Here is a 24,879-nt window from a genome sequence, read left to right on the forward strand (position 1 = left end):
CGTACCGGGGCCAGCACAGCGGGGGCGGTTCCTCGATGGGTGGTAGGAGGGAGTCGCCGGTGCACGGTCTTGGACCAGGCCGTGGTGTGTTCCGGTTCGCTCCCCTGCAGGGGGAGATGACGCTGTCGTTCCTTTCGAGGATCGCGGACCGCTACCAGGTGGGCGCCGTGGACGTTCTGGCGGCACTGGTCGAGGTCGACGGTCGACTGAACCTGGTGGGCAGCGCCCGGCCGGACAGCGAGGTGTACCTCAATGGCGACGCGCGGGCACGGCTGGCTGCGTTGAGCGGCGTCCCGCAGGAGAGGCTGCTGCGGGCGCTGCCGGCCTGGACCCAGTACGAGCCCCGCCAGCGGTACGCGGGGCCGGCTGGGCTGTTCCACCACGGAGTGGAGAAAGTCTCGGCGCAGGGTCCGGCGTGCCCTGGCTGCACGGCGGCCCGTACCGGGCACACAGCGTCCGCACGCGTGTATCTGGCACCCCATCAGCGCGTCTGCGGACGTCACCGGTTCTGGTTGATGTCGGTGCCCGGCACCGGCGGGCGGCTTGTGGACCTGTGCCGCTGTCCCGAGGTCGTCGAGGCGCAGCGTCGACACCTTCGTCTGCTCAGCGGCTTTGCGGATGGGGCACGGGCTTTCACCGTGGCCGCCGCGGTGACCGCATCCTGGTGGGCGCAGCCCTGGCCACGGGACGATGCATGGTCGCGGCGGCTGGAAGCCACGCGCGTCGGCCAGCAGGAAGACGGGCCGAGATGGCGAGCCCTGGCCAGGGAGCTGGTCACCTACCCCGATACCGTCACGGTCGCCACGGTTTTGGCCGATCCCGCCCTGCACGCCCGGATCGCCGCCGACACTCGCGGCCACCTGCCCTTCAGTCTCGCGGACACCCCCGTTCTCGTGGCCGCGCTGAGCGAAGGGCTGGCCCGTCCGTGGCTGGCGGACCAGTTGTCAGCCGTGACGTCCGGGCCGCTGTTCACGTGGGCGCACGCCTGCGTGCGTGCTGCGGGCAGCCCCGCGCCGAGCGGTCGGCGGGCCCTGTGGCAGGTCCATTCCGCGCACCGGCCCCGCCTGCTTGCCGAGGATCTCGCGGCCTTGGGGGATCCGGGCGGGGGTGACGGCGGTCGGTCTGTGGCCAAGCGGCTGCGCGGGCACAGCCGCTTGGCCGAGGAAGCCTTCCAGGTGGGTGCGGGGCACGCCCGCGCCTACCGCCTCGTCCACGGGCACCTGGCGACGCGGGCCGACACTGTCATCGACGGGTTCGCGCTGGGCCAGTGGATGACCAACCAGCGCGCCCGGCACATCCGGATGCTGGCCGAGCACGTCGCGGTGCTGTCGGCGATCGACGCCTGGTGGGCGGTCCCGTGGACCACACTGTGGCAGCGGACCTATCACCACGCTCGCACCCGTGCCGCAGCCCACGGGCCGCACCAGGCGCGGCAGGGCTTTCCGGGCACCAGCTACAGCCTGGGTGAGTGGCTGTACCAGCAGTGCGCGCGCTACGAGGAACTCCATCCGGAGCAGCAGCGCCTGCTGGCCGCCATCGGGATTGACCAGGCGGCCGCCCGCAACGCTCGCCCGCGGCGGCGCAGCATCCGGGCCCATGGCGAGGAAGCCATCGCCCACGCGCAGGACTACGCCGACGCGCACGCGGGGCTGGTCACCGTCACCGGCGCCACCGTCCACGAGGGGTTCCCGCTGGGGAAGTGGCTGACTGGCCAACGCTCCCGGGCGGGGCGGGGCGACCTCTCCCCCGAGCGCGCTCGGGCCCTGGCTGCCATCGACCCCTGGTGGCGGCCAAGCTGGGGCCTGAACTGGCAGCGCTCCTACCAACGCACCCGAGACCGTCTGGACGCCGTCGGGTCCGATGATCCTGCGGCCTGCTGGAACGGCCTGGACCTGTCCGCGCGGACCTGGCTGCGGCGCCAGTGCTTGCGCTTCGATGCCCTGCACCTGGATCAGCAACGGCTCCTGTCCGAGATCGGCATCCCGCTCCCCTACGTGACCGCCCACCGCCCCAGGCCGAAGCCGCCCGTCCGCACGTCCAAGCCCGACCAAGCAGTCGAGCGTCCACGCCCCGGGACAGGTCGGCCTCGGTTGGGCGACCGCCCGGAGCAGCGTGCCCGCGTCGATGCGGCGCTGGCGCACGCACGTTCCTGGGCCGCGGTGCACGGCCACCTGGCCGTACCCCGAGCGGCGCGCCCGGGCGGTTTCCCTCGGGGAATGGCTTCTCCACCAACGCAACCGGGCCACCCGGCGCGCCCGACTCTCGCTGCCGCCCTCACCACGCGTAGAGCAGCTGACCGCCATCGACCCCTGGTGGAATCCCCCCTGGAAGCTGAACTGGCAGCGCAACTACTACCGCGCACGCGGCCACCAGCGCTGCGGCCACCCTTTCGATCCGGCAGCCGGTGTCCCGGCGGCCAAGAACGCCCTGGGTGTCTGGGTCCGGCGGCAGTGCGCGGCCTTCGCCACTCTGCACCCGGGCCGGCAGCAGTTGCTAGCCGCCATCGGCATCACCGCGCAGGCCGCGCGGCATCGCGCCGGCCCCCGTCTGTCGCGGCGCCTGACGACCACACCGCAGTTCGACACCGATGTGGTCCGCGCCCGCGCCTACGCCGCCGAGCACGGCCACCTCGTCCCAGCGGCAAGCGAGCGCTACAACGGCTTCCCCATCGGGCGGTGGCTGCACGAGCACCGCCAGCGCGCCCGGAGAACTGGCGACGCCTCGCCCCCGGCCCGTGCCCTGAGCGCGATCGACCCCTGGTGGAACCCGCCCTGGCCGCTGCCGTGGCAGCGCAGCTATCGCCGCGCCGAAGCCCTGGGCGGCCCGCAGCACCTGCACACCCCACCCAGCGTCAGGAAGTGGGTGCAGGTCCAGCGCTCCTGTTGGCCGGTCCTGCACTCGCAGCAGCAACAGCTCCTGGCACGGATCGGGATCACCGCCGCCACGGCCCCGGGCCCCCAGCGGGCCGGACGCAACCCTCCCGGTCTGAAGCACGCCGCCGCCCACGCCGCCGCGCACGGGCACCTCGCCGTCGCGACCCACGCCACCCACGACGGCTTCCACCTGGGGAAATGGCTCATCGCCCAACGCGCGAAAGCCCGCAGCGGCCGCCTGTCCCCCGCCACCCAGCAGGCCCTGGCCGCGCTGGACCCCTGGTGGAACCCGCCCTGGGACTTCACCTGGCAACGCGCCTACCAGCGGGTGCGCGCCGACACCGCGGTACCTCAGGCCAAGAGCTGGATCCAGCAACAGCAGCAGCACTGGGCCCAGCTCCACCCCGAGCAGCGGACCCTTCTGACCGGGATCGGAGCCGGACCACCCTGACCGATCAGGGCCTCTCGTTCACGCGGTGGCAGCGCGGTAACCCGACCGTGAGGCCCTGAGCGCTGAGTGCGCGCCAGAAGGCAACTTGGCTGCCCTCGTCGAGCGTCTGTTCATCGACGCAGTCCCCCCGCTCAAGGCCAGTCGCTGTCGAGACATCGTCCAACACTATGAGGCTGGCAGAGCGGCGGCGGCCGCCCCGTGTGAGGGGCGGCCGCCGCGTGCGAGACGTCTGTGAGTTCGGTACTCACCAACCGTTGTTGCCACCTGTCGTTGTGCTGGTTCCTCTCTAGCTGTTCCGCTTGCGTGAACGTCGTGGGCTCACCCCCGCGTGCGCGGGGAGGAGCAAGCAAGCACCAGCACTGCCTCTTCCGTCGTGGGCTCACCCCCGCGTGCGCGGGGAGGAGCAAGCAAGCACCAGCACTGCCTCTTCCGTCGTGGGCTCACCCCCGCGTGCGCGGGGAGGAGCAAGCAAGCACCAGCACTGCCTCTTCCGTCGTGGGCTCACCCCCGCGTGCGCGGGGAGGAGCAAGCAAGCACCAGCACTGCCTCTTCCTCGTCGGTCCACCCCCGCGTGCGCGGGGAGGAGTGCAGTTGGCGTGCAGGCGCGCGTGTGTCATGCGGAGCTACCTCCGCGGTCGGCTGCGAGTGTCTCTGGTCTGGAGAAGTGCTCTTCGATCTCGCGGACAAACGCGTGTGCCCGAGCGGACAACAAGCTGTGTCCGTCTCGGGGTTCGCTGTCGTGCAAACTGCTGGCCGCCTCGGCCGGCCCGGCGTACCAGAGAACGCCGTGTCTCGGGTGGTCCGTCGATCGAGGATGGCCTGCCCTCCTGTCCTTCGTTGGCACGGCTGTGCCTGCCAGAAGGGCCAGCAGTTCCCTTTCGATGAGGTTGCAGTACTCGACTCGCTGGGTGGTGACGGGGACGGGGAAGCTGGTGCTGCGTTCCTCTTCGAGGATCTCGAGGTAGTCGATCGCGTCTTCGTCGCCGAGTAGGGCGGCTTCGGCCCACCAGCTGTAGGCGGCTTCGTCGAGCTCGAGGAGCTCTAGGAGTTCAGCGACCGTACGCTCCGGTGACCCATTAACTGGCCGCTCGAGCCTGTGAACCTCTGCAAGGGCTGCGGCGAGTTCGCGAAGTGCCTTGTAGTGCCCGGCCGACAAGGCCACAGCCGATGCCGCTGTGGCCTGCCTTGTGCTCGTCTCCACCGCTCCGCTGCCTGTCTGCCCGGCCATTGGGGCTGGCGTTGACAGTTGTGTGGTGTCCGGCCCCCGGCCGGGGGACCGGCCCGATGGCCGGTCCCCCGCCGGGCCCGAGGGCGCCGCGGCTGCGGCGCCCTCGGATGCGGCGATGTAGTCGAGCGAGAGGTAGAGGGTCCACAGGGCAGCCTGACGGTGCTGACCGTCCACCGCGACGGGCTCCCACTGAGTGTCCTCGCTCATCCCTTGGCCTCCAATCCTGTCTCGATGATCTGCTTCTGCAGCCGCTTGATGGCTGCATCCAGGTACCGCCGAACGGTGTCGGGTTTGCGGCCCATCTCGGCCGCGGTCTCGTCCCGGGTCTTGTCCTCGATGTAGACCAAGGTGACGACGGTCCGCTGCTGCGGGGGCAGCTGGTCGATGAGTTCGACGACCAGGGCGCCGATGTCGGTGGCGTCGGCGTGTGGGATGGCCCCGTCCCACGACGCTGCGGGCTGGTCACCGGCGGGCAGGTCAACGGTGACCAGCCTGCTGTGCCGCTTGTAGAAGCTCTTGGCGGCGTTGCGGACCGCGACGCGGGCGTACGCCTTCAAGCTGCCGTCCTGGTTGCTGATCCGCCCCCAGGAGCGGAAGAGACGCAGGTGGGCGTCCTGAAGGATGTCCTCGGCAACGTGGTGGTCGCCCCGGCTCTCGTACAGCGCCACGGACCACAGTGCAGACCGCGTCTTGTCGACGAAGTCCGGGAAGCCGGAGTAGGTCTCCGGCTCCCGTGCCGCGTCCTTGGTGGAAGCGTCCTCCGTCACGCAGCGCTCCGCAGCGCCGGCAGGGTCATCGGCTCGCCGCCGGGGACCCACACCGCCCACAGCGGCGCCCCGGCTTCGAACTGAACCGCGGCCCCGCCGGGGGGCAGGGCGCGGAGCACCTCGACGAGGGTGTCGCGTCTTTCGCGTTCCATGACCACGCTGTGCTGCAGGTTGAACAGCAGGTCCACGGTCGCCAGAAGGCGGCGCGCAGCGAGGGTGAACAGGAACGGGATCAGCATGGGCGCGATGACCCATGGTGATCCCGCTCCGAGCAGAGGCGACCACATTGGTCGGGCCCCCTTCTCTGACGGTTGGTGGTCTCTGACGTCTCGTTGGGCCCAACGTGCTGGGCCTCACCTATTACCACTCCGGGACGGGCCGGATTCCGGATACCCAACGCCTGGAAGTGATGCAGATCACATGATGGGTTGGGGTTGAGCGGTGCCCGCTGCTGCAGGGCTCGGTGGCCGCCGGCTGCTGCACTGCCGAGATAGGTGCCTGGAGCTACCGCCGTGTCGGATGCTGCGGCAGGGAGGGTAGCTGAGCGCCAGTCATCTGCGCAGAATGTTGCGCGGAGGCTCGGTGTACCGGCTCACTTTCCCTCGTGGCGGGCTGCTCTTCGCGACGCTGGAGCCATGACACCTGGAATCTTCCGCGTTCCTCCCCTGGCCGGCGAGACGCTCTGGTCGTTGATGGGCCGGGTCTCTGAGCGGTACGGCCTGGACCCGGCTGCCCTTTTGACGTCCTGGCAGTGGCAGGGCCAGCGCCCCCGGCACGAGAGCGGCGCGGTGCGGGCGGACGCGGAGGTGCTGCTGGACGCGGGCGGGCGGCGGGTGCTGGCGGAGCTGTTCGGGGTGCCAGAGGGGGTGCTCGCGCGGGCGTTGCCGGCCTGGGGGTTGGAGGACGAGAAGCTCGCCTCCGGCCGGGGGCCACGGGCGGGTTCGGGCGGGCGGGGTGTGTGGCGGGTGGCGGGCTCGGCGGTGGGGCCGGCGGCGTTCGGATGCCGGCTCTGCGCGGCTCGGCGGACCGGGACGGCGGTGGGGGTGGTGCGGTACGCGCAGCGGTGGGAGCGGGTGTGTGTGCGGCACGGGCGGTGGCTGCTGGACGCGGACGCCGATCTCGGACCGGGTGTGGAGTTCCTCGATCTGCGGGCTTTGCCGGAGGTGGTCGCGGCGCGGCGGCGGTGGCGGGTGGTGGCGCGGCGGGCGGCGCGGTTGGGGGTGGGGCCTGGGGAGGTGTTCGGGGTGGCGTGGGCGGTGGTGTGCCGGTGGTGGGACCAGGCGCTGGAGTGGGAGCGGGAGCAGGTGTGGCCGGCGCGGCTGCACGCGGTGGTCGGCGGGGACGCGGGCGGGGACTTCTGGCGGTGGCGGGTGGTGGGCCGCGACGCGGTGGTCTTCCCGGAGGTTGTGGAGGTCGCGGCCGCGCTGCTGGATCCGGTGATGGCCGAGTTGGTCTGGCAGGACAGCGGGGCCGAGCGGCCTCGGGCGCTGCCGGTGGACGGGGCGTTCTGCCGGCTGCTGGGTGAGCGGGTGGGGCGCCCGTGGCTGGGGCCGCTGGCTGCGGTCGACTTCGGCGGGCCGCTGATCGCGTGGATGGGGGCGGTGATCCGCCGGCGCCGCGGCGCGGGCGTGCCGCCCGGTCACCGGGATGGTCTGTGGTGGGTACGCCGTGAGCTCCAGCCGCCGAGCATGGCGGCGCAGCTGTGGGCGCTGACGAAGGAAGCGAGACTGCCGGGGTCGGGGACGGTGTGGCGCTCAGCGGTGGAACCGGAGCGGCGGATGCTGATCCAGAGTCTGCTGGAGAACGTCGAGGAGCAGTTGCTGCAGCTTCGCGAGACGCAGCGCGGCAGCAGCGCGGAGGCCGCCGAGCGGCTGCTGCGAGGGATCGCGTACACGGTGGGGCAGTTGCAGCAGGCGGCTCGGGAGGTCGCATTGGGGGCGGTGGAGGCCGGGGTGCGGCCTGAGGACGTGGCGGCGTGGGCCCACTCCCCCGCCGGGCTGGTCGAGGAGGGAGGGGTGGCGCGGGGCGGTTCGTGACGGTCTTCCCGTGGGCCGGTGTGCGAGGTGATGCCGGTGCCGGGTGCGGGTTGCTGGTGCTGTGCTGGCGGTCGTGTCCGGGAGGTGGATGGCTGGGCGGCGGCGAACCGGGAGTGAGGGTGCTAGCGGGACTGGTCGGGGCGCGGCTGCGGGTTGTGGTTGAGAATCCGCGTGTGCGCGGGGCGTTGTAGCGCACCGGGTCACGGGGTGCGGTGGGAATCGGGAAAGCCGTCCGCGCGTGAGTGTGTGGTGGGTTGGCTGAGAACCGTGGACAGCACGGGTGGCGTGAGTGGTTCGGGCCGACGGGGCGGGCCTTCGGAGCTGGTGGATGTGGACCGGCGGGCGGGGTTCGAGGCGGTGTTCATGGACCCGTTCGGGCAGGTGGTGCAGCAGCAGTGGGCGGACGCCGCGCTGGCCGTGGCGTACGAGGAACTGGAACCGGTCTCGGCATTCCCGGTACCGCCGGGACGCCGGTGGGGTCCAGGGCTGTGGTGGTCCTCAACGACCGGGCGGCACGTGGTGGCCGGGTCGAACGCGATGCGCGCCCAGCTGACCGTGCTGGACCGCGACCCGCGGGTGGTGGGCCTGGCCGGGCGGCCCGTGCGGCTGCTGTGGCGTGACGGGCGGGGGCAGGTGCGCTCGTGGGTGCCGCAGGTGTTCGCCCGGTACGCGGACGGCACCGCGCTACTGGCCGACTGCCCCAGCCACGCGGAGGCGGGCGGCGAGCGGGCACGGCGGGCTGGTGCTGCGGTGGCGGCGGCGTGTGAGGAGGTCGGCTGGCGCTACGAGCGGCTGGAGCCGTTGGAACCGGTGCTGGCGGCGAACCTGAAGTGGCTGGCCGGCTACCGGCACCCGCGCAACCAGGGCCGTCCCGGCCTGATGAACGCGGTCCTGGCGGCGTTCGCGTATCCGCGGCCGATGCTCGAGGGCGTGGAGGCGGTCGGTGACCCGGTTGAGGTCCTGCCCGCGCTCTTCCACACCCTGTGGCGCGGTGACCTGACAGCGCCTCTGGACGCCACGCTGCACGAGCGGGTCCCGGTCGGGCCTGCCGGTGTTCCCGCCAGGGCCGGCTCCAGGCTCGGACAGGGCGGCCGCTCGGGGGCGGGGCGCAGCGGTGGTGCGATAGCGGGTCCGGTCGGGGGCGGTCAAGGCTTGGGGGGCAGCCCTGGAAGTGTGGGTGGCGGCGCGGGGGGCGGGCCGTCGGTGCGGGGCGCCGACGGTGGCGCGAGTTCGCGTGGGGTGGAGGGCGAGGAGCGATGAGCAAGGTGGCGCGGCGGGGCGGGCGGCCGGTGGTGGGAGTCGGCGGGCACGTCGACTTCCGGGGCGTCAGGTGGCAGGTGGTGGCGCTATCCGGGCAGCGGGTCCATCTGGCCGCAGAGGGCGAGCAGGACCTGGTGGTGCTGTCCGGGTACCTGTTCGCCGATCCCACCTTCGCGCTGGCCGGCCCCAGGCAGGACAGCGTGCCGGAAGCGGCGCCGCAGTGGGGCCTGTTCGAGACCGCCCCGGCCGCAGCCCAGGAGCGCGCGCTGGCGTGGCTGCGGCACATCCGTGAGGTGGAGACCGGCCACCCCGACGGCGCCTCCGCCGGCTGTGTGGCCAACGAGCGCTACGACCCCGCCCGGTACACGCTCGCCGAGCGGGAGCGGGCCAAGGCCGAGGAGCTCACCGCGCTCGGCTTCGGGAAGGTCTCCCGCTCCACGGTGCAGAAGATGCGGCTGGACTACCGCAAGCAGGGCCTGTGGGGGCTGGTCGACCACCGCACCACTCGCGCACCGAGCCTCGCGGGGCGCACGGACGAGCGGGTGGTGGCCGCGGTGAAGGAGGCGATCCGGCGCCGGCGCGGACGCTCCAAGGGCACGGTCAAGGCCCTGCTGCCGGTGGCGGCCAGGATCCTGGCCGAGCGGCACGGGGACGCGGTGGCGATGTGCTCGCAGGCCACCTTCTACCGGCTGGTCGCCGCCCTCACCGACCCGCGCGAGGACATCCACGGCCGCGGAGACGGCGTCCCCGGGCCCCGGGAAGGGCGGGCATTCACCCCGACCGTGGCATTGCGCCCGGGCGAGCAGGTCCAGATCGACACCACCCGCCTCGACGTCCTCGCGGTCTTCGACGACGGCACCCTGGGCCGGCCGGAGCTGACGATCGCCGTCGACGTAGCCACCCGCGCCATCCTCGCCGCCGTCCTGCGCCCCCACAGCACCAAGGCCGTCGACGCGGCGCTGCTGCTCGCGGAGATGGCCGTCCCTCACCCCGCCCGGCCCACCTGGCCCGACGTACTGCGCTTCGACCACTCCCCCGCACTCCACCGGCAGGCGCTCATCACGGTCGACGAGCGCCTGGCCGAAGCGGCCGCACGCCCCGTCGCGGTGCCGGAGACGATCGTGGTCGACCGCGGGAAGGTCTACCTGTCGCAGACGTTCACCGCCGCGTGCCGCACCCTGGGCATCAGCGTGCAGCCCGCCCCGCCGCACGCCCCGGCCGCCAAGGGCATCGTCGAGCGGACCTTCGGCTCCCTCAACACCCTGCTGTGGCAGTACGTGCCCGGCTACACCGGCCCGAACGTCACCCAGCGCGGCCGCGACGTCGAGAAGCACGCCTGCTACAGCGTCGCCCAGCTGCAGGACCTGCTGGACGAGTGGCTCGTCCACTGGCACCACCGTCCCCACCAGGGCCTGCGCCACCCGGCGCTGCCCAAGGTGCGGTTGACGCCGATGCAGATGTGGGACGCGCTGGTCGCCGTCGCCGGCCATGTCCCCCTTCCCTTCACCGGCCGGGACTACCTTGAGCTGCTGCCGGTGCGCTGGCTGACGATCCATGACCACGGGATCCGCCTCGAGCAGCGCACCTACGATGCCGACCTGCTCGGGCCATGGCGCGGCCAGCCCTCCGCCGTCACCGCCAAGGCTGGCCGCTGGGAGGTCCACCACAACCCGCACGACCTGCGCCAGATCTGGATCCGCCTGCCCAGCAACGAGCAGTTGGTGGAGATCCCGTGGATCCACCGCGACCACGTCCACCAGCCCTTCGACGACCGCACCTGGCACCACCTGCGCACCGCCCTCACCCACCGCTCAGAAAGCCCGGACCACCGCGAAGCCGACCTCGCCGACGCCTTGGACGACCTCCAACGCCGCGCCACCTCCGGAGCCGCCACACGCACCGAGCAAACCGTCCTCACCCGCGCCATGCCCGCCCGCGTCCCCCGCCCCGTCCGGGCAACCAACCGCCCACCAGCCGCCGGTGCCGGTGCCGGTGCCGGTAGGAACGCCTCGGTGCCCGCGCCGGACACCGCCACCGACCCGCCCACGTCCGGCGGCGCTGCCAAGACCGGCGTGGTCAGGGCGGGCAAAGCAGGCGAGGCGCATGCGGCGGTACCGCCCCAGGCATGGGCACGACCACCCGGTACCAGCAGCACAGGCGCCCTCGTCCCCAGCGGAGGTGGCGCAGGCACCGTTCTCCCGGACGGCAGCGACGAGCCCGTGGACGGCGAGGGCCCGGACGGTCTCCTCGACCCCGACGACACCGAGGACGGCTTCGACTCGGACGGACCTTGGCCTGGCGACGGCGACGGAAGCGAATCCCGCCAGGAGAACCGGACCGGCCAGGACCAGGACGCGGAAGACCCCGACGACGACGGCTGGGACGACGCCGGCCCGGACCACCACTTGCCCGCCCCGCCCTACACCGGCCTGGGACTGTGGAACGCACACAAGGAAGCCGAACTGTGGTGAACACCCCGACCGTCCCTGCCCCCCTCACGGATGCGCCGGACGCCGCTCCGGCAACCGCCACGGCATCACCGGACGCGGGCGGCCCGGCCCGGCCGACAGGGTTCGAGGAGGCACCGCCGCCGTACGCGGTGGACACCTGGCACGGCTTCGCTCAGTTCGCCACCACCCCCGCACCCACGCCTCCGGCCCCCGGGAGTCCCGAGCGTGGCGTGGAAGAACGCCTGGCGTACTACTCGCGGTTCGTGACCGTGCGCACCCCCGCGATCGACTCCCTCTCCGCGAGCGTGCGCCGGCTGATGCTGCTCGGCAGACATCAGCGCACCACCGCCCGCCCGAGCCTGATCCTCACCGGACCCGCCGCCACGGGCAAGACCACCGCGCTGCTCGAGGTCGGCCGCGTCTGCCACCTCGCCCACCACCGCCGACACTCAAGCGTGCCGGGCAGCGCCCACCCTGTCGTGCCGGTCGCCTACGTCCTGGTCCCCGCCGGGGCCAGCGCCAAGACCCTCACCGCCCAGTTCGCCCGCTACCTCGGCATCCCCACCACCACACGCATGACCCAGGCCCAGCTGATGCAGGCCGTCACCCACACCTACAACACCGTCGGGGTCCGGCTGGTGCTGATCGACGAGATCCACCGCCTCAACCCCCGCACCACCACCGGCGCGGAGGCCGCCGACCTCTTGAAGGACCTGACCGAGCAGATCGGCGCCACATTCGTCTACGCCGGCATCGACGTCACCACCACCGCGCTGTTCAGCGGCGTGCGTGGTGCGCAGCTCGCCGCTCGCGCCTCACTGATCGAAACCGGCGCCCTCCCCGCCCGCCTCGGCACCCGCCGCCCCTTCACCGACCTGCTGGCCGACCTCGAAGCAGCCCTCGACCTCCAACGGCACCGTCCCGGCACACTCCCCCGCCACGCCGCCTACCTCCACCAACGCACCGCCGGACGCATCGGCAGCCTCACCCGCCTCATCCGCGAAGCCGCCCAGACCGCCATCCTCGACGGCACCGAACGCATCACCAAAACCGGCCTGGACGCGGTACGGCTGGACCACCAAGCCGAGACCCACCACACCCCCAGACAACACCACGGCCGCTGACCACCGCAGGCCACGACAGCGCCAGGGCACGCCAGCTGCTCGCCCGTACACCGAAGGACAACGCACCAGTCTCACCGAGAACGCGGCACGCCAGACCACCCGCCCCGGCCCGGTACCGCAATCCCCCGGGCCGCCGCCACCGGCAGATCTCGGCGTCCGGACGCATGCACCGCACACTCGCTGAGAACACCACCGAACCCGAACCCGAGCTGCCCTCAGACGCTCGCCGCTCCAGTGGGAACCGCACCCTGAACCCGCCATACAGGCCAGCCGACACCGTCCCGACCAGGTGAAACACCGAAACGGCCTTCAGACCGAGCGGCCACTCACCACACGCTGGATCCGAATCACCGAGCCAGCCATAACCCCAGTCCACGCAACCTCAACTGACGATTCACCACCCCGAAACCACACATCACTCAACCAACGAAACCCCAGCTCGCAGAGCCCACCACATCCCAACCACACCCCCCGCGATCCTCAGCTGGAAGCCACGCGCGTGCGGCGGAAGGGCAGTTGACCCGCCGTCCGATCCAGGCGGAGCACAGCGGGCGCGGCACTGCCGGATCGGCCGCAGGCCGATGTCGTGGCAGGTGGCCGGTTTCGCCGACGGTGCTGCGGTGGTCTGGAAGTGACGGCGTGTCGGCGCTTGCGCCGACGGTGGCGGTCGGGTATCATGCGCGCCCGCGTTCTATAGAGTTCCGGAACCAAGTTTTTGCTGGTCAGGAGCTTGCGGGGCGGACGGAATGTCAGTCCTGGGCTGACATTTTGGGGGTGTGGATGTCAGGCGGTGCTGACGAATCGCGACGGTTTGGTGGCAGTACTGCCACGGATCAGGTCGCGCCGGTCAGTGGAACTTATCCACAGGCCTTGCGGGTGATCGTGTTCCCCGGCGCGAGCGCTTTGTCACTCCAGGACTGACATTGAGGTGACTTTCGTGCGTGTCCTGCCACCAAATTCGTGGCTGTACTGCCACGGTCGTGACAGGATGTCGACGTCCGATCCGATCAAGGAGAACCACGGGATGAGCGCAGGCCCCACCGAGGACGGCTCGGCCGCCCGGATGCCGGAGCCGAAGCCGGCCCGCACCCGGCGGCGGCGCCCGAAGCCGCCGCCCACCTCGTACAGCCGGATCCCGAGCTCCGCGACGGTGGAGCTCCCGCCCGGCCACGGGGCCCAGGTGTTCCCGCTGCCGAGCAGCACCGGGTTCGTCGGCGAGGCGTTCAGCATGGACTCGCTCGAGTTCATGCGCTGGGCCGCCCGCCGCTACGACAATGACCGCTTCGTCCTGGTCGTGCTCCTCACCTTGATGGGTAGTCAGGAGCCCGGCGGCGTGATCGAGGCCAACCACGGGGACATCGCCGAGCACCTCGGCTACAGCCGCTCGCACGTCACCCGGGTCTTCCACGTCCTGGAGGCCGACGGAGCCCTCATGCGGGTCCGTAACGGCCTCTACCAGCTCAACCCGGCCGCGAGCCTGCGCGGGGGCGTCCGGAAGCCGCAGAAGGGCCGCAAGGCCGCTTCCGGGGCCAAGGCCGAGAGGGTGGAGCAGCTGGACCTGCTGCACGCGCTGCTGGAAGACCCGAACGCGCCCGAGGCGTTCAAGGCGATGGCGCAGCCCGGTGCGAAGCTGGACCCGCGCAAGCTCAAGGAAGGGGAGCCGTCATGACCGTCACCGCCGGCGAGTGGACCGCGCGTCGCCCGCTGTGGGGCAGCTTCAACGGCCTGGCCTACGTGCCGCGGCTGCCCCCCACCGGCTACACGCTGCTGCTGCACCTGCTCACCGAGCAGGAGCCGGGCGGGCTGATCGAGGCCACGCACGAGGAACTCGGCGAGGGCCTCGCCATGGAACGCGGCATGATCAGCCGCGCCATGCAGCACCTGGTCGCCGCACGGCTCGTCACCGTCCTTCGTCGCGGCCGCTTCCAACTCCACCCCGCCATCGCCGCCTTCGACACCCCGCGCGAGCAGCAGCAGGCCATGCGGGCGCTGCCCCGGGAGATGCGCCTCGACGAAGGCGACTTCGAGGACGAGTACGAGCGGCGCCTGCTCCAGCACCAGGAGGAGAAAGCCCGCAAGGCCAAGCAGCGCAAGGTCACCGACATCAGCCGGCCCCGGCTCAAGTCCGTAACCACCGGCTGACCTGCCACCAGAGCGCGTGCGCCCCACAACCCACCGGGGACGCACACGCTCTTCGTGTCCGTCAACAGCCAGCCCCGGTCGGGATTTGGCACCCGGAGGAAGACAAACGCAACTGCGTTGCTCAGCAACGGTTCCGGCGCCCCGCGCGCCAACACCTTGTGTCGCCTCCGACACCAAGGGGTCACGCCGACGGGGACAAAGATCCCTGATCACGCGGACAAACCACGGCGGATGCTGAGCGAGGGACCAGGCCTGGGGAGTCCGAGCCGTTGCGGGCAACGCCGATGAACGAACCCGCAGCAGCCCGTGACCGACTCCGGCCGGGGCCGCCAACAAGCAAGCTGTTACTCGGGCCGGGCGTTCAGGAGGGGCTGGGCGTGCTGCTGGCGGGCGCTGAGCGCCTGGGACAGGTTCCGGAACAGCAGCGCCAGGCCGCAGTGGGCGCCGCTCCCGCACGCCTGCGCGCAGCCGTCGCACCGCAGACCGGCAGGGCCCGAGCAGGCCGGCGGGCAGGGATGGCGGAGCTCGGCCTGGTCCAGGACCAAGGCGGGGAGCCGGAAGACCGCTCGGACGGCCGGATCGGCGTAGCAGCCGGTCCCGGCCAGGTAGGTCCTGGTGAGCCAGCCCTGGACGTCCAGGGCGGCGCGGTGACCCGTGCGAGTCAGCACGTCCAGGAGGCGTTCGTCACCGGGCTCGGGAGCAAGGTCGTTCAGCCGGCCGCCGTCGACCAGGCGCTGGATCTGGCGGCGACGGCGCCCGTACGCGCCGGGCACCAGGCTGGAGTTGGTGTCGCCTGTCGGGTCTGTCACCGGGCCGGCGTTCGCTCGGCGGCCTGCGGACAGAGATCGCGTAAACGGGGTGATGGGTGTCGGAGCCGTCGGACATCATCAGGGGATGTCGAACCGCAAGCCGCTCCCGCCGACCTACAGCGACCGCCTCCTGGAACAACTGGCCGCGATCGAGGAGGACTTCGTCGCCGTCCTCGAAGCGTCGACCATCCACTACGTGAACCCCAACCGTCGAGGCTCGATGATGCACACCTTCGGCGCCGCGAACTGGGGCTGGGGCCCCAGCACGCCCGAGGTCGAGCGGAAGCGGATGGCCCTGCTCGGCCGGCTGCGGGACTGGGAGCCGCGCTTCCGGCTCCTGTTCCCCCACCCGACCCCCGAGACCGCCAAGAAGCTCGACGAGAACCTCGGCCTCCTGCAGCGCTGGCTGATCCGCCCGGAGAAGCGCTACGACCACTCCGTTCCTCAGCACGTCCACCAGGCCGTCGACGTGCTGCACGCCACCGCGGTGCAGCTGCGCGGCCTGACCGAACTGCTGCCTGAGGACGAGTGGTCGGTGCGGTTGGTGGTGGACACCAACGCGCTGATCGACAACCCGGACCTGGCCGCGTACACGGCCGAGGCGGGCCCGCGGTACATCGCGCACCTGCTGCCGGTGGTGCTGAGGGAGGTCGACGACCACAAGCGGGGCGGCCGGACGCCGGAGCTGCGGGAGGCGGCGAAGAAGGCGGACCGGCGGCTCAAGGGGCTGCGCAGCAACGGCGGCGACGTGACCCGCGGCGTCCGGGTCGCCGGCGACGTGCACGCGGTCTTCGAGCACATCGAGCCGAAGTCGGACGCCCTGCCGGCCTGGCTGGACCTGGACGTCCCGGACGACCGGTTCGTGGCCTCCACTCTGCTGCTGCAGTCCCGTCATCCCGGCTCGGCCTGGTACGTGGTCACCAGCGACCTCAACCTGCAGACCAAGCTGGCCGCCGTCTCGCTGCCCTTCATCGAGTCCTGAGCGGCGGACTTCCCGCCCTTCGCTCAGGGGTGCGTTCAGCGCTGGCCGAGCCCGTCGATCAGCTTCGCGAGGTTGCGGAGAGCTCGGCTGGAAGCGCCCCGGGCAGCCAGGGCGCCCAGGACGGCCTCGGGGTCGAGCCCTTCCGAGCGGACCAGGTCCTGGAGGATGTGCAGGGCCTGCTGCTTGCCGAACGGGTCGCCGAAGCCGTTGTTCTTGTAGAGGTCCAGCCGGTCGATGGCCTTGGCGAATCCGGGACTGGCCTCTTCCGGGCGCTCGTCGGGCTTGGTCAAGTCGATGGCCCCGAGCGCGCTCGCCCAGCCCCGGAGCGCGAAGTCCTGGGTGCTCTCCACGACGGCCAACGACGACCCGCGAGCGAGGTGCGTAGCGAAGTCGAGGGTCTTCTCGTCGGGCAGGTAGGCCAGTACGGGTCCGGTACCGCGTCCGACACGATCGCGGGAGGCGCGTGGAGTCGTAACGGTGTGCTCGGCTGCGAAGGAGCGCAACGACGGAACCTGCTGCTCCACGCCGAAGGCGTTGAGCACGAGAACGCCCGAAGTCCGCTGCTCGGCACACTCGCGCCGTATCCAGGACACAGCCAGGTCGGCTGCCAACTCCGAGTCCCGCTCGGGATCGTCGTCCGGCACCCAGGCCGCCCGCACGATGCTGATCGCCACGGTCGACTCCCTTCTCTTCCGGAAGCAGGCCGCGCGCAGTGCGACCTGGCCGACCACGCTACGGTCCACCTCGGACACGTCGCTGTTCGTAGGCGCTGGTTGGAGCTGGCGAGGCGATCCTCGCGGCTCACTCGGCGCGCCGAAGATGATGGGCCGGGAGATCTCCAGGGCGGCGACCGTGTCCGGTTTCTGGCCGACAGTGGTGTAGCCGAATTCGGCGGGGAAGTGTCTGTTGCAAGGAATTCTTTTCCACCGTCCGGTCCGCTCCGGAATATGCCCGGATGGGATTCTTCTGCGGCACGTGGATTCCGGTAGGCGGCTCGGATGTGCTCCGCCCCGGCATGGAACCGATGGTTCCTTCGGCCTGGGATTAGGCGGGTTCCTCGGCTCGTTGGCACCGTCAGCCGGTCGCAAGATCAGCGGAGGTTGGACGGGGCCTCAGCGGAAACGGAGCTCCGAAGCCCGGAGAGCAGCCGCAGAGTTCTCGACAACTTGCTGTTGCTGCAAGATGGTTGAGTGCATCACGCCTCGGGGAAGCCCTGGTGCGGGCCTCCCCGAGGACGATGTCAGTTCAGGTCGAAGTCGTCGACGTCGTACTCGAAGTCATCGGCGGTGAATCCGCCGTATGCGCCGCCGTTGAAGTAGTCGGCGAGCGCTTCGCCGATCACCTCGCGCATCTCGCTCTCGTCCTTGGCGCGGGCCAGGGCCGCGGCCTGCTCGCCGGTGAGGCTGAGATGGACGTCGCGGGCCCGGACCGCGTCCGAGCCGCGGATGTCGAACGTGTGGGCGCGCCCGACCCGGACGGTGACACCGGAGTACGCGCCGAGCTTCTGCAGCTGCTTGGCCTTGCGCTCGCGGCCGCGCTCGGTGGTCTGCACATCGACCGCGTCCAGGCGCAGCTTCTCCTGGTGGCGCCCGGCAGGGTGGCGGGAGCCGTCGACCCAGCGCAGGACGGTACGTGGCGAGACGCCGTAGGCGGCCGCCATCGCCTTCGTGCTGCCGCCGTACCTGCGGTCGCGGACCTGCCCGGCCTGGGTGGTGGATTGCACCGGGGCCTTGCGGGAGGGGAACAGCGCCTCGCGGACCCGTCCGAACATGCCCCTGAATCCGCCGGCCATCAGCGCTCGCCTTCCTTCTGCTCGTCGGTGTCGGTGTCGGCGTTCTCAACGGCCGGTTCCGGGCCGGTGTAGGTGCCGTCGGTGGCGTAGTCGTGGGTGAGCCGGGAGGGGTGCTCGCGGCGACCCATCGCCTCCACCGCCTTCTGCAGCGGGATCGAGGCCTCGTGCTTGTGGCTTCCGGGCGCGATGCCCAGGCGCAGCGCGCCCGGCACCGGGGTGCCGTCGTCCTTCACCGGCAGGAGCTCGATCGGGGACGGGGCGTCGGCGGCGTACAGGTAGGAGTCGACGTTGACCGCGAACGGGGCCCGGCCGGTGAGCAGGTAGGTCTTGCGCATGCGGCGGTGGGCGGCGATCCGGGCGGCGGCGATGATGTGGAAGCGGATCTCGGGCCGGTATGACCAGGACCCGGCGACCTTCTCCAGCCACTGCTCGTCGTCGAGGTGGCGGGCGGAGTCGGACCACTTCCCGATCCCGCCCTTGTAGATGTTCTTGTACAGGCCTGCCAGGGTCAGCGCGTCGGCGCGCACCGGATCCTGGTCTACGTCCTTGTGCACCGCGTACGCGGCGAGGAACTCCTCGGGGGTCTGGCCGTCGGTGAGGCCGAGGTCGGCGTAGGCGCGCTTGTAGCCGGCGCGGATCCGCGTGGTCCACTCCTTGAGCAGCGGCGCCGTGTGCGTCGACAGATACGCCTCGGTGATCGTTGCCGGGTCGAAGCCGTAGGTGGAGGCCATGTAGGCGACGGTGGGGGTGGCGTACCAGCCCGGCCCGGTCGGCGGGCGGCCGTGGAAGGTCGCGGGGTGCGGCAGCGGTTCGTCCACCTCGATGCCGGTGAAGTCGCAAAGCCACAGGCCGGCGGTCTTGCCCTTGCCCCACGCGGGGTTGGTGACGTGCTCCAGTTCGCCGATCGGCAGGGGCAGGGAGTCGGTGACGGACAGGTAGGAGGCGCAGACGTCGACCGCGACCGCGAACGAGCGGCCGGCCTCGTCGTCGGTGAGCTCGCGTGCCCACCACTTGTAGTCCTCCTCCTCGCACACCGCCCGGCCCTTGGAGAGGAGTTCGCGGGTGAGGGGGTGGCGGGCGCCGGCCGCGATGGGCACGCACCGGTCCCCGGCCGGGAGGGCGCCGTCGCGCAGGTGCGAGGACCACTCGCCCGTCGCCTCGTCCTTCACCCACTCGACCCGGGGGCGGACGGCGTCCAGGAGCAGCATCGCGGTGGAGGCGGTGGTCGCGCCCGGGGCGACGCCGAGGTCGGCGGTGAAGGCCCGGTAGCGGCGGGCGAACGTCGCTCCGTCCCGGGCGTGGTCGGGGGCGGTGGCGAGCGGGGCGGCGAGCGCGCTGACGGCCTGCTGGCGGGCGTCGCCCTGTCCCAGCCACGGTGCGACGGTGATCTGCAGCGAGGTCTTCGGCCCGCCGGCCGACCCGGCGCGGCGGAACGCCCGGAAGACCGGGCCGATGTTCTCGCTGATCTCCATGCCGACCGTCGCGGCGGCCTTCGCGAGCTTCGCCTGCAGCGCGTTGAGCGTCTTGTCGGTGCTCGGGAGCGTGGCGGGCAGGCCGAGCTGCTTGAGGGCGGCGGCGGTCAGGCAGACCGCGCCGTCCCCGCCGCGGCCCTGCGGGTGGGCGCGCTCAACGCGCAGCGGCAGCCCTGTGCCCAGCCACGCGAACCAGTCGCCCAGCTTGGGCCCGGCCGGGGCCGGGAAGCCGGGGACGTCCAGCACCCAGCCGCCGTCCGGGTCGGCGTCCAGCGCCACCACCGGCACCCACCGCCCCGGCGTCGGCGCGGCCGGACCGGCGGCTGGAGCGGCGGCGCGCGGTGCAGCCGGGCGGCCCTGGGCACGGGCCGGAGCCGGGCGCTGACTGGACCGCGCCGGAGCAGGGGCCGCCGACGGTGCGGGCCGGGACGGCGGGGCAGCGGCCGGAGCCGGGGCGGGAGGGGCCGGTTCGACGGACTCGGCCTGGGCGGCCGGAACGTCGGCCACCGGGGCGGTGGCCGCGGGCGCCTGCTGCTCGACCTCCGTCTCGGCCGGGGCGGGAGCGGCGGGGCGGCAGAGACCACCGAGGTGCATCGGGCGTCCCTGGACGCGGTAGATCGCGGGCTGTCCGCACTGCACGCACGGCTCGGCCGGGCCCGTCACCAGCGAACCGTCCGGGTGCTGGTCCAGCACCGTCCCCTGCACCGGCGCGACGAACGTGGCCGGGGCGGGCGCGGCGGGCTGCTCGGGGGCGGGGAAGCGGGCGGCCAGGCCCTCCAGCAGGCGCATGTAGGCGGGGGCGACGTCCGGGCCCGGGTGGGCGCTGCCGTCCTCCCACTGCGACACCAGAGCGGAGTTGACGCGCAGCGCCGCGGCGATCTGCGCGGGCGTCAGCCCGGCCGCCAGGCGCAGTCGCTTGCGCTCCGCCGGGGCCGGAAGTCCGGTGCTCACGGCGGCGAGCAGCGCGTCCACGGACTCGAACAGCTCGTCGGACATCGGGTCTACTCCTCCTCGTCGGTGCTGGTGGTCGGGTGGGTGGTGACGTAGGCGATCGGGCCGCTGGAGACGGACGGCAGGCGGGTGCCGAGCAGCAGCTCGGCGAGGCGGGCGTCGTCCGCGCCTGCCGGTTCGGCGGCGTTGGCGGGGGCAGTGAGGTCGGTCAGGTAGCCGGCCAGGCGGGCGGCCGGGAAGCGGTGGCGGGCGGTGGTGCCGACCGTGCCGTCCGACTCCCACGGCGGCTCCAGGCCGGTCAGCACGGCGACGACGAACCCGGCCACCGTCACCGGCAGCACACCGCCGGCGGCGACCCGAGCCGGATCACAACGCCACCAGCCCGACAGCGCGGCCAGCAGCTGGTCCCGGTCCAGCGCGGCGCCGAAGCCGATCCACTCCCGGCCTGGCTCCTCGACCCGGGCCGGGGCGGCCACACGCAGCACCGCGATCTCGGATGCGCCGAGCGCGGTCAGGTCCGCGGTCGGGCGGGCCGCCAGTTGCTGGAGCGCGGCCAGCGGGAACACCTGCCGGCCGGTGTCGCGAACGCCGGGCACCGCACCGGTAGACATCAGCTTCTTCACCGTGGGGATCGAGCACTCCAGGGCCGACGCGGCCTGACCCGTCGTCACGAACACACCCACAACCTCCACGCCTATCGAACTAGCTAAAAGAACTAGGAGGACTCTACGCCTCCCCCACGACACTGTCCATGTCTTTCGAGTAAGTCCTACCAACGTGGCCGGTGGTCGGCCGAGGACGGGTCCGCTCCTCGGCCCCGCACGATCGCAAACAAGACGGCTTTGCACGAACCGCCGCCGACATCACCGCAGCGCTGCCATCCTGGGCCGGATCGCGTGATCACCCGCACACCGACCGTGATGGGGAACCGCGATCACACACCACCGAGGAGGGGGCACCCATGCTGACCAGGTACGTCGACGAGGGCGACGAGCTGCGCGCGGCGGCCGTCAAGAAGAACCTCAACTGCCCGCCCGACCTGGAGGCCGGCCAACTCAGCGTCGAGCGGATCGGCGACATCGCGGCGCTGGTGTCCGCCAGGCCCACCGTGTACGCGGCCAACCAGGAACTCCTGGCGCTGCTGAACGTGCTCCCCGAACCCGACGACTCGGAGTTCTGGTGGGCGATCCAGAAGGCATCGAACTCCCTGGACCTGCACCCGGGCAACCTGCCCCAAGGCGTGAAGCTGACGCTGATGCGCTCGGTCGAGACCGCCCTCGCCGGCCGCCTCCTCGCGGGCCTGACCGAGCTCACCGCCGAACAGCGGGTCGACGTGGCCCGCCTGATCGGCGAGCGCCTGGAGTTCCACGCCGGGAACGCGCTGCGGCTCGGCGAACTCTGGATCCAAGCCGCCGAAGCTGCCGCCTTCAAGGCCGTCGTGGCCGAACGCTTCCCCCGCACCCCGGAAGAGGCCGAGGAGTTCACCGCGGCCTGGAAGCGCGACTGAACCCCGCACCACCGGACAACGAGATCGGAGAAGCACATGATCGGCCGCCACTTCGCGCACTCCTTCTTCGACCAGGAGATCGTCGAGATCCCCCGGGAGACGCTGCGCGAGCTCGTCCAGGACGCCGCGATCCTCTCCCTGACGGACGAGATCACCACCGATGCCCGGGGCCGCTGGGAGCAGGGGGAAGCCACCTACGACAGGGCGCGGATCATCGCCCCCGACGCCTCGGTGAACCTCGCCTCCACGCTGCGGTGGCTGCTCGCCCGCCACCCGGAGACCGCCTCCGTCACCTACGGCGTGATCGCCTTCAGCGCCCGCGGGCAGTTCGAGATCCCGACGACCTTCACCGCCGGCTGGCTGGCCTCGAACATCATCTGGGGCGGCGGCAGCCAGGAGCCGCTCCCCGAAGGCCTCGACATCAACGCCTTCGTCCAGGCCGCCACGACCGACGAGGCCCTCAAGCAGCTGTAAGGCCGGCCGACGCCGCAGCCCGACCTACGGCACACGGCAGGCACCCGCGGGGCCACACCGGAGACAACCCGGTGCGGCCCCCCGAGCCACCTCGGCAGACTCGACGTCAGGAAGCCCGCATACGGCGCCGCCCCGCACCCCGGGCGCGCCTCTCAGGCCGCCGACGGGGAGCCCCGCCGCTCCCGCCAGTGGGCGAACAGCACCAGCCAGTGGTGCCGGGCCCGGCTGAACACCGCCCACCGCGCGTCCGGCAGGTCCCCGGCCAGGTCCTCCAGCACGATGCGCACCGCCAGGTCCATCCAGCCGGCCATGTAGCCGTAGCGCAGCAACAGCTCCCGCAGTTCCCGGTCGGTCGCCGGCAGCTGCTCGTCGTCGCGCCAATGCGCAGCACGGAACTGCTCCGCCGTCAGGGGCCGACTCAGCAGCACTGGCACCGCCAACTCGGCGAAGGCGCGGTCCCTGGCCTCGTAGCCGCTCGTGTCGGGCAGAGCCGCGTGCAGCGCCAGGTAGGCCTCCCTCGCACCTTCGGTGGATCTGGTCGCCGTGATGAGGCAGCGCGGCGCCGGGCTGTTCACGCCGTCGTCCGGCTCCCGGGTCATCTGCACCCACAACTGGGTGGGCGGCGCGGTCGCGGCGATCCGCTCCAAGTGGCGACGGGCCTCGTCGTCGTCGCACAACGGGCCGATCTTCGTCCACAGCGTGTCCCGCCCGGGCGGCCTGGCCGCCACCCCGGTCCAGTAGACGTGGGGCAGCACCAGCTGCTCGTTCACCCGGCGCAGGCGAGCGGCGTACTGCTTCGCGGTCAGCCCCAGGTAACCCAGGTCCCGGCGGTAGGCGGCCAGGTTGACCGACCCGTTCTTCCAGAACTCGTGATGCAGGTCCCCCGCCAGACTCTGGAACAACCGCTCCGGCAGGCGCAGCGCCGCCTCCAGCGAGCCCAGGCGCGAGTTGCACCGCCGACACAGGGCACCGCGAGCCTCGTGGCTGATGTGGTCGTGATCCACCTGGACCGAGGGCCGCCCACAGCGCAACTCGCACCACGGGCGCTCGGCGAGGAACGCGGCCTTGGCCTCGGGCGACATCCGCCGATAGTCCATACTGCACCTCCAGTGACGGGGAATGACTTTCCGTCACCACGCTGGCAGGTGGTACTGACGGCATGTCACCCATTCGGCCGGTGCGACACGCCGGGCGGCGACGACCAGGCCGATTCGTCGAAACGGCCTCCTACGTTCGAAGGCGGGGCGCGCCCACAGCGCCCAGGAAGGAGGAACCCATGACCCCCACCGAGGACAGGATCCACTGCCCGGCCTGCGGCTGCGGCCAGGGCCTGCACGGCCGGCGCCCAGCGCGCGATCAGATCCATCACGTCAGGTAGCTCTGCGGCATAGGCGGTGAGGATGGTGCCGTCCTGATTGCCGGACAGGTCGATCGCGAAGCGGGGCACCATGCCGTAGCGGTGATAGACCGTCATCTCCAGCGGAAGCTCCGCTCCTGTCCACATCCTGCCCGCGTTCATGTTCGAGCTAGTCCACGGCTCGAACCCGGCCTTCTTCAGCCCGGCGCCGCCGACATACCGCCACCCGCCCTCACAATCGGTGCGATGCGAGGAGCCTGCTCTACGGCGCGTCCTGGCGGCACGTCGGTCGGTGTGCTGAGGGAGAGAACCGGTTCGCCGGATACCCCGGCGGGTGTCGGGACAGACCCGTTGCCTGACCGCGATATACCGGGCAGGGTATGCAATCACCGTCACGGGTTGGTTTCAAGTGGAACCGTCAAGGGCCGGATTGGCGTAATGCGGTTCATTGGATCGGGCAGGATGTCCATCCATTGGATCTTGGAAGTGAAGGTCGGGCCGCGGGGGCGTCGACCGATTCACAGCCAGGGTCCCCATGTTCACCGCTACCCGTTTGGGGAAAATCAGCATGCGCTTCAACCGCCTGACCGTGGCCGCCGCCCTGGCCGCCTCCGCCCTCGCCCTCACCGCCTGCGAGCCGGACAGCTCCGGCACCGGTGCCGCCGCCCCGGCCTCCGCAGCCCCCTCCGCCACCGCGACCAGCATTGCGAACGGCGGCCAGAACCCCACCGCACCAGGCAACGCGGGCGCCGCCTCCCCCAACCCCGCCGCCAGCACCGGTAAGCCCGCGGGCGGGACCTCCGCCAAGCCGACCGGCGCGCCCGCCGACGACTGCTCCCGGAAGGGCGGCGTGGTGGACGGCGGCGCCGTCGTCGAGGCCGTCGAAGCCACCGCCGGCGCGAAGTTCGTCCTGAGAGCCCGTCCGACCAAGTTCGTCTGCGGTCCGAACGTCCCCGGCGAGCCCTACTTCGAGGCCACCGGCAGCACCGAGACGTACGAGTTCGCCCCGGGCGCCAAGGCGTACGTCCTGAACCAGGCCAAGCCCGAGCAGGCCTCCGTCGACTTCCTCGTCAAGCTCGTCCAGGGCTGCAAGGGCAGCGCCCACACCGCGCCCGCCCCCTACCTCTGCTACGCGAACCAGTTCATCGTGCAGTTCGACCAGCAGGGCCGGATCACCTCCGCGACCCAGATGTACCGCGCCTGA

Annotated in this window: 21 protein-coding genes and 1 pseudogene; 12 read left to right on the top strand and 10 right to left on the bottom strand. The window is 71.8% G+C overall.

Going from position 1 to position 24,879, the window contains the following annotated elements; all coding sequences use genetic code 11:
• Positions 1–515 precede the first annotated feature (515 nt).
• Both ACI1MP_RS38230 and ACI1MP_RS38235 read left to right on the top strand, forming a co-directional pair.
• Positions 516–1,718, top strand: a pseudogene (locus ACI1MP_RS38230) (helicase associated domain-containing protein); the annotation flags it as partial.
• 394 nt (positions 1,719–2,112) lie between these two features.
• Positions 2,113–3,324 (top strand): helicase associated domain-containing protein, encoded by a 1,212-nt coding sequence (locus tag ACI1MP_RS38235; protein ID WP_404871084.1) that lies wholly within the window; start codon positions 2,113–2,115, stop codon positions 3,322–3,324.
• 613 nt (positions 3,325–3,937) lie between these two features.
• On the opposite strand, the gene ACI1MP_RS38240 is transcribed toward ACI1MP_RS38235, so the two are convergent.
• The 3 genes from ACI1MP_RS38240 to ACI1MP_RS38250 form a co-directional block, all read right to left on the bottom strand.
• Positions 3,938–4,525, bottom strand: a complete 588-nt coding sequence (locus ACI1MP_RS38240) for a hypothetical protein (protein WP_404871085.1) — start codon at positions 4,523–4,525, stop codon at positions 3,938–3,940.
• Between the two features lie 230 nt (positions 4,526–4,755).
• Complete coding sequence (locus ACI1MP_RS38245; RefSeq protein ID WP_404871086.1) at positions 4,756–5,319, bottom strand: RNA polymerase sigma factor; 564 nt, start codon at positions 5,317–5,319, stop codon at positions 4,756–4,758.
• Positions 5,316–5,558, bottom strand: coding sequence for a hypothetical protein (locus ACI1MP_RS38250; protein ID WP_404871087.1), 243 nt, complete (start codon positions 5,556–5,558; stop codon positions 5,316–5,318). Before ACI1MP_RS38250 ends, ACI1MP_RS38245 begins: the two co-directional genes overlap by 4 nt.
• A 396-nt stretch (positions 5,559–5,954) precedes the next feature.
• Between ACI1MP_RS38250 and ACI1MP_RS38255 the strand changes: the two genes are divergently transcribed.
• The 6 genes from ACI1MP_RS38255 (at position 5,955) to ACI1MP_RS38280 (ending at position 14,331) form a co-directional block, all read left to right on the top strand.
• Positions 5,955–7,355, top strand: coding sequence for a DNA-binding protein (locus ACI1MP_RS38255; protein WP_404871088.1), 1,401 nt, complete (start codon positions 5,955–5,957; stop codon positions 7,353–7,355).
• Positions 7,356–7,679: 324 nt separating this feature from the next.
• The gene (locus ACI1MP_RS38260) at positions 7,680–8,615 is read left to right on the top strand and encodes a TnsA-like heteromeric transposase endonuclease subunit (protein WP_404871089.1); all 936 of its coding nucleotides are present in this window, start codon (positions 7,680–7,682) and stop codon (positions 8,613–8,615) included.
• Complete coding sequence (locus ACI1MP_RS38265; protein WP_404871090.1) at positions 8,612–11,086, top strand: Mu transposase C-terminal domain-containing protein; 2,475 nt, start codon at positions 8,612–8,614, stop codon at positions 11,084–11,086. The genes ACI1MP_RS38260 and ACI1MP_RS38265 overlap by 4 nt, the downstream gene beginning before the upstream one ends.
• A 128-nt stretch (positions 11,087–11,214) precedes the next feature.
• A complete protein-coding gene (locus ACI1MP_RS38270; protein ID WP_404871091.1) occupies positions 11,215–12,189 on the top strand; it encodes a TniB family NTP-binding protein in 975 nt (324 codons plus the stop codon).
• Positions 12,190–13,213: 1,024 nt separating this feature from the next.
• A complete protein-coding gene (locus tag ACI1MP_RS38275) occupies positions 13,214–13,858 on the top strand; it encodes a helix-turn-helix domain-containing protein (RefSeq protein WP_404871017.1) in 645 nt (214 codons plus the stop codon).
• Positions 13,855–14,331 carry a hypothetical protein gene (locus ACI1MP_RS38280; protein WP_404871016.1) on the top strand — a complete coding sequence of 159 codons (477 nt, stop codon included), beginning with the start codon at positions 13,855–13,857 and terminating at the stop codon, positions 14,329–14,331. Before ACI1MP_RS38275 ends, ACI1MP_RS38280 begins: the two co-directional genes overlap by 4 nt.
• Positions 14,332–14,675: 344 nt before the next feature.
• On the opposite strand, the gene ACI1MP_RS38285 is transcribed toward ACI1MP_RS38280, so the two are convergent.
• Entirely contained in the window at positions 14,676–15,140 is a 465-nt protein-coding gene (locus tag ACI1MP_RS38285) for a hypothetical protein (protein WP_404871015.1), read from the bottom strand.
• Positions 15,141–15,225: 85 nt separating this feature from the next.
• Between ACI1MP_RS38285 and ACI1MP_RS38290 the strand changes: the two genes are divergently transcribed.
• Positions 15,226–16,122: a PIN domain-containing protein gene (locus ACI1MP_RS38290; RefSeq protein ID WP_404870739.1), complete on the top strand. Its 897-nt coding sequence runs from the start codon at positions 15,226–15,228 to the stop codon at positions 16,120–16,122.
• A gap of 35 nt (positions 16,123–16,157) precedes the next feature.
• On the opposite strand, the gene ACI1MP_RS38295 is transcribed toward ACI1MP_RS38290, so the two are convergent.
• From ACI1MP_RS38295 to ACI1MP_RS38310, 4 genes are all read right to left on the bottom strand, one after another.
• Positions 16,158–16,874, bottom strand: a complete 717-nt coding sequence (locus tag ACI1MP_RS38295; protein WP_404870738.1) for a hypothetical protein — start codon at positions 16,872–16,874, stop codon at positions 16,158–16,160.
• A gap of 488 nt (positions 16,875–17,362) precedes the next feature.
• Positions 17,363–17,914 carry a hypothetical protein gene (locus ACI1MP_RS38300; RefSeq protein ID WP_404870737.1) on the bottom strand — a complete coding sequence of 184 codons (552 nt, stop codon included), beginning with the start codon at positions 17,912–17,914 and terminating at the stop codon, positions 17,363–17,365.
• Entirely contained in the window at positions 17,914–20,382 is a 2,469-nt protein-coding gene (locus ACI1MP_RS38305) for a helix-turn-helix domain-containing protein (protein ID WP_404870736.1), read from the bottom strand. Before ACI1MP_RS38305 ends, ACI1MP_RS38300 begins: the two co-directional genes overlap by 1 nt.
• A gap of 5 nt (positions 20,383–20,387) precedes the next feature.
• Entirely contained in the window at positions 20,388–21,008 is a 621-nt protein-coding gene (locus ACI1MP_RS38310) for a DNA-binding protein (RefSeq protein ID WP_404870735.1), read from the bottom strand.
• Between the two features lie 290 nt (positions 21,009–21,298).
• Between ACI1MP_RS38310 and ACI1MP_RS38315 the strand changes: the two genes are divergently transcribed.
• Positions 21,299–21,844, top strand: a complete 546-nt coding sequence (locus tag ACI1MP_RS38315) for a hypothetical protein (protein ID WP_404870734.1) — start codon at positions 21,299–21,301, stop codon at positions 21,842–21,844.
• 36 nt (positions 21,845–21,880) lie between these two features.
• Positions 21,881–22,318 carry a hypothetical protein gene (locus tag ACI1MP_RS38320; protein ID WP_404870733.1) on the top strand — a complete coding sequence of 146 codons (438 nt, stop codon included), beginning with the start codon at positions 21,881–21,883 and terminating at the stop codon, positions 22,316–22,318.
• A gap of 152 nt (positions 22,319–22,470) precedes the next feature.
• On the opposite strand, the gene ACI1MP_RS38325 is transcribed toward ACI1MP_RS38320, so the two are convergent.
• Positions 22,471–23,400 (bottom strand): endonuclease domain-containing protein, encoded by a 930-nt coding sequence (locus ACI1MP_RS38325; protein WP_404870732.1) that lies wholly within the window; start codon positions 23,398–23,400, stop codon positions 22,471–22,473.
• Between the two features lie 80 nt (positions 23,401–23,480).
• Entirely contained in the window at positions 23,481–23,792 is a 312-nt protein-coding gene (locus ACI1MP_RS38330; RefSeq protein ID WP_404870731.1) for a hypothetical protein, read from the bottom strand.
• Positions 23,793–24,243: 451 nt separating this feature from the next.
• On the opposite strand from ACI1MP_RS38330, the gene ACI1MP_RS38335 reads away from it, so the two are divergent.
• Positions 24,244–24,879, top strand: a complete 636-nt coding sequence (locus ACI1MP_RS38335) for a hypothetical protein (protein ID WP_189278509.1) — start codon at positions 24,244–24,246, stop codon at positions 24,877–24,879.

Source organism: Kitasatospora griseola (assembly GCF_044999035.1).
GTDB lineage: Bacteria > Actinomycetota > Actinomycetes > Streptomycetales > Streptomycetaceae > Kitasatospora > Kitasatospora griseola.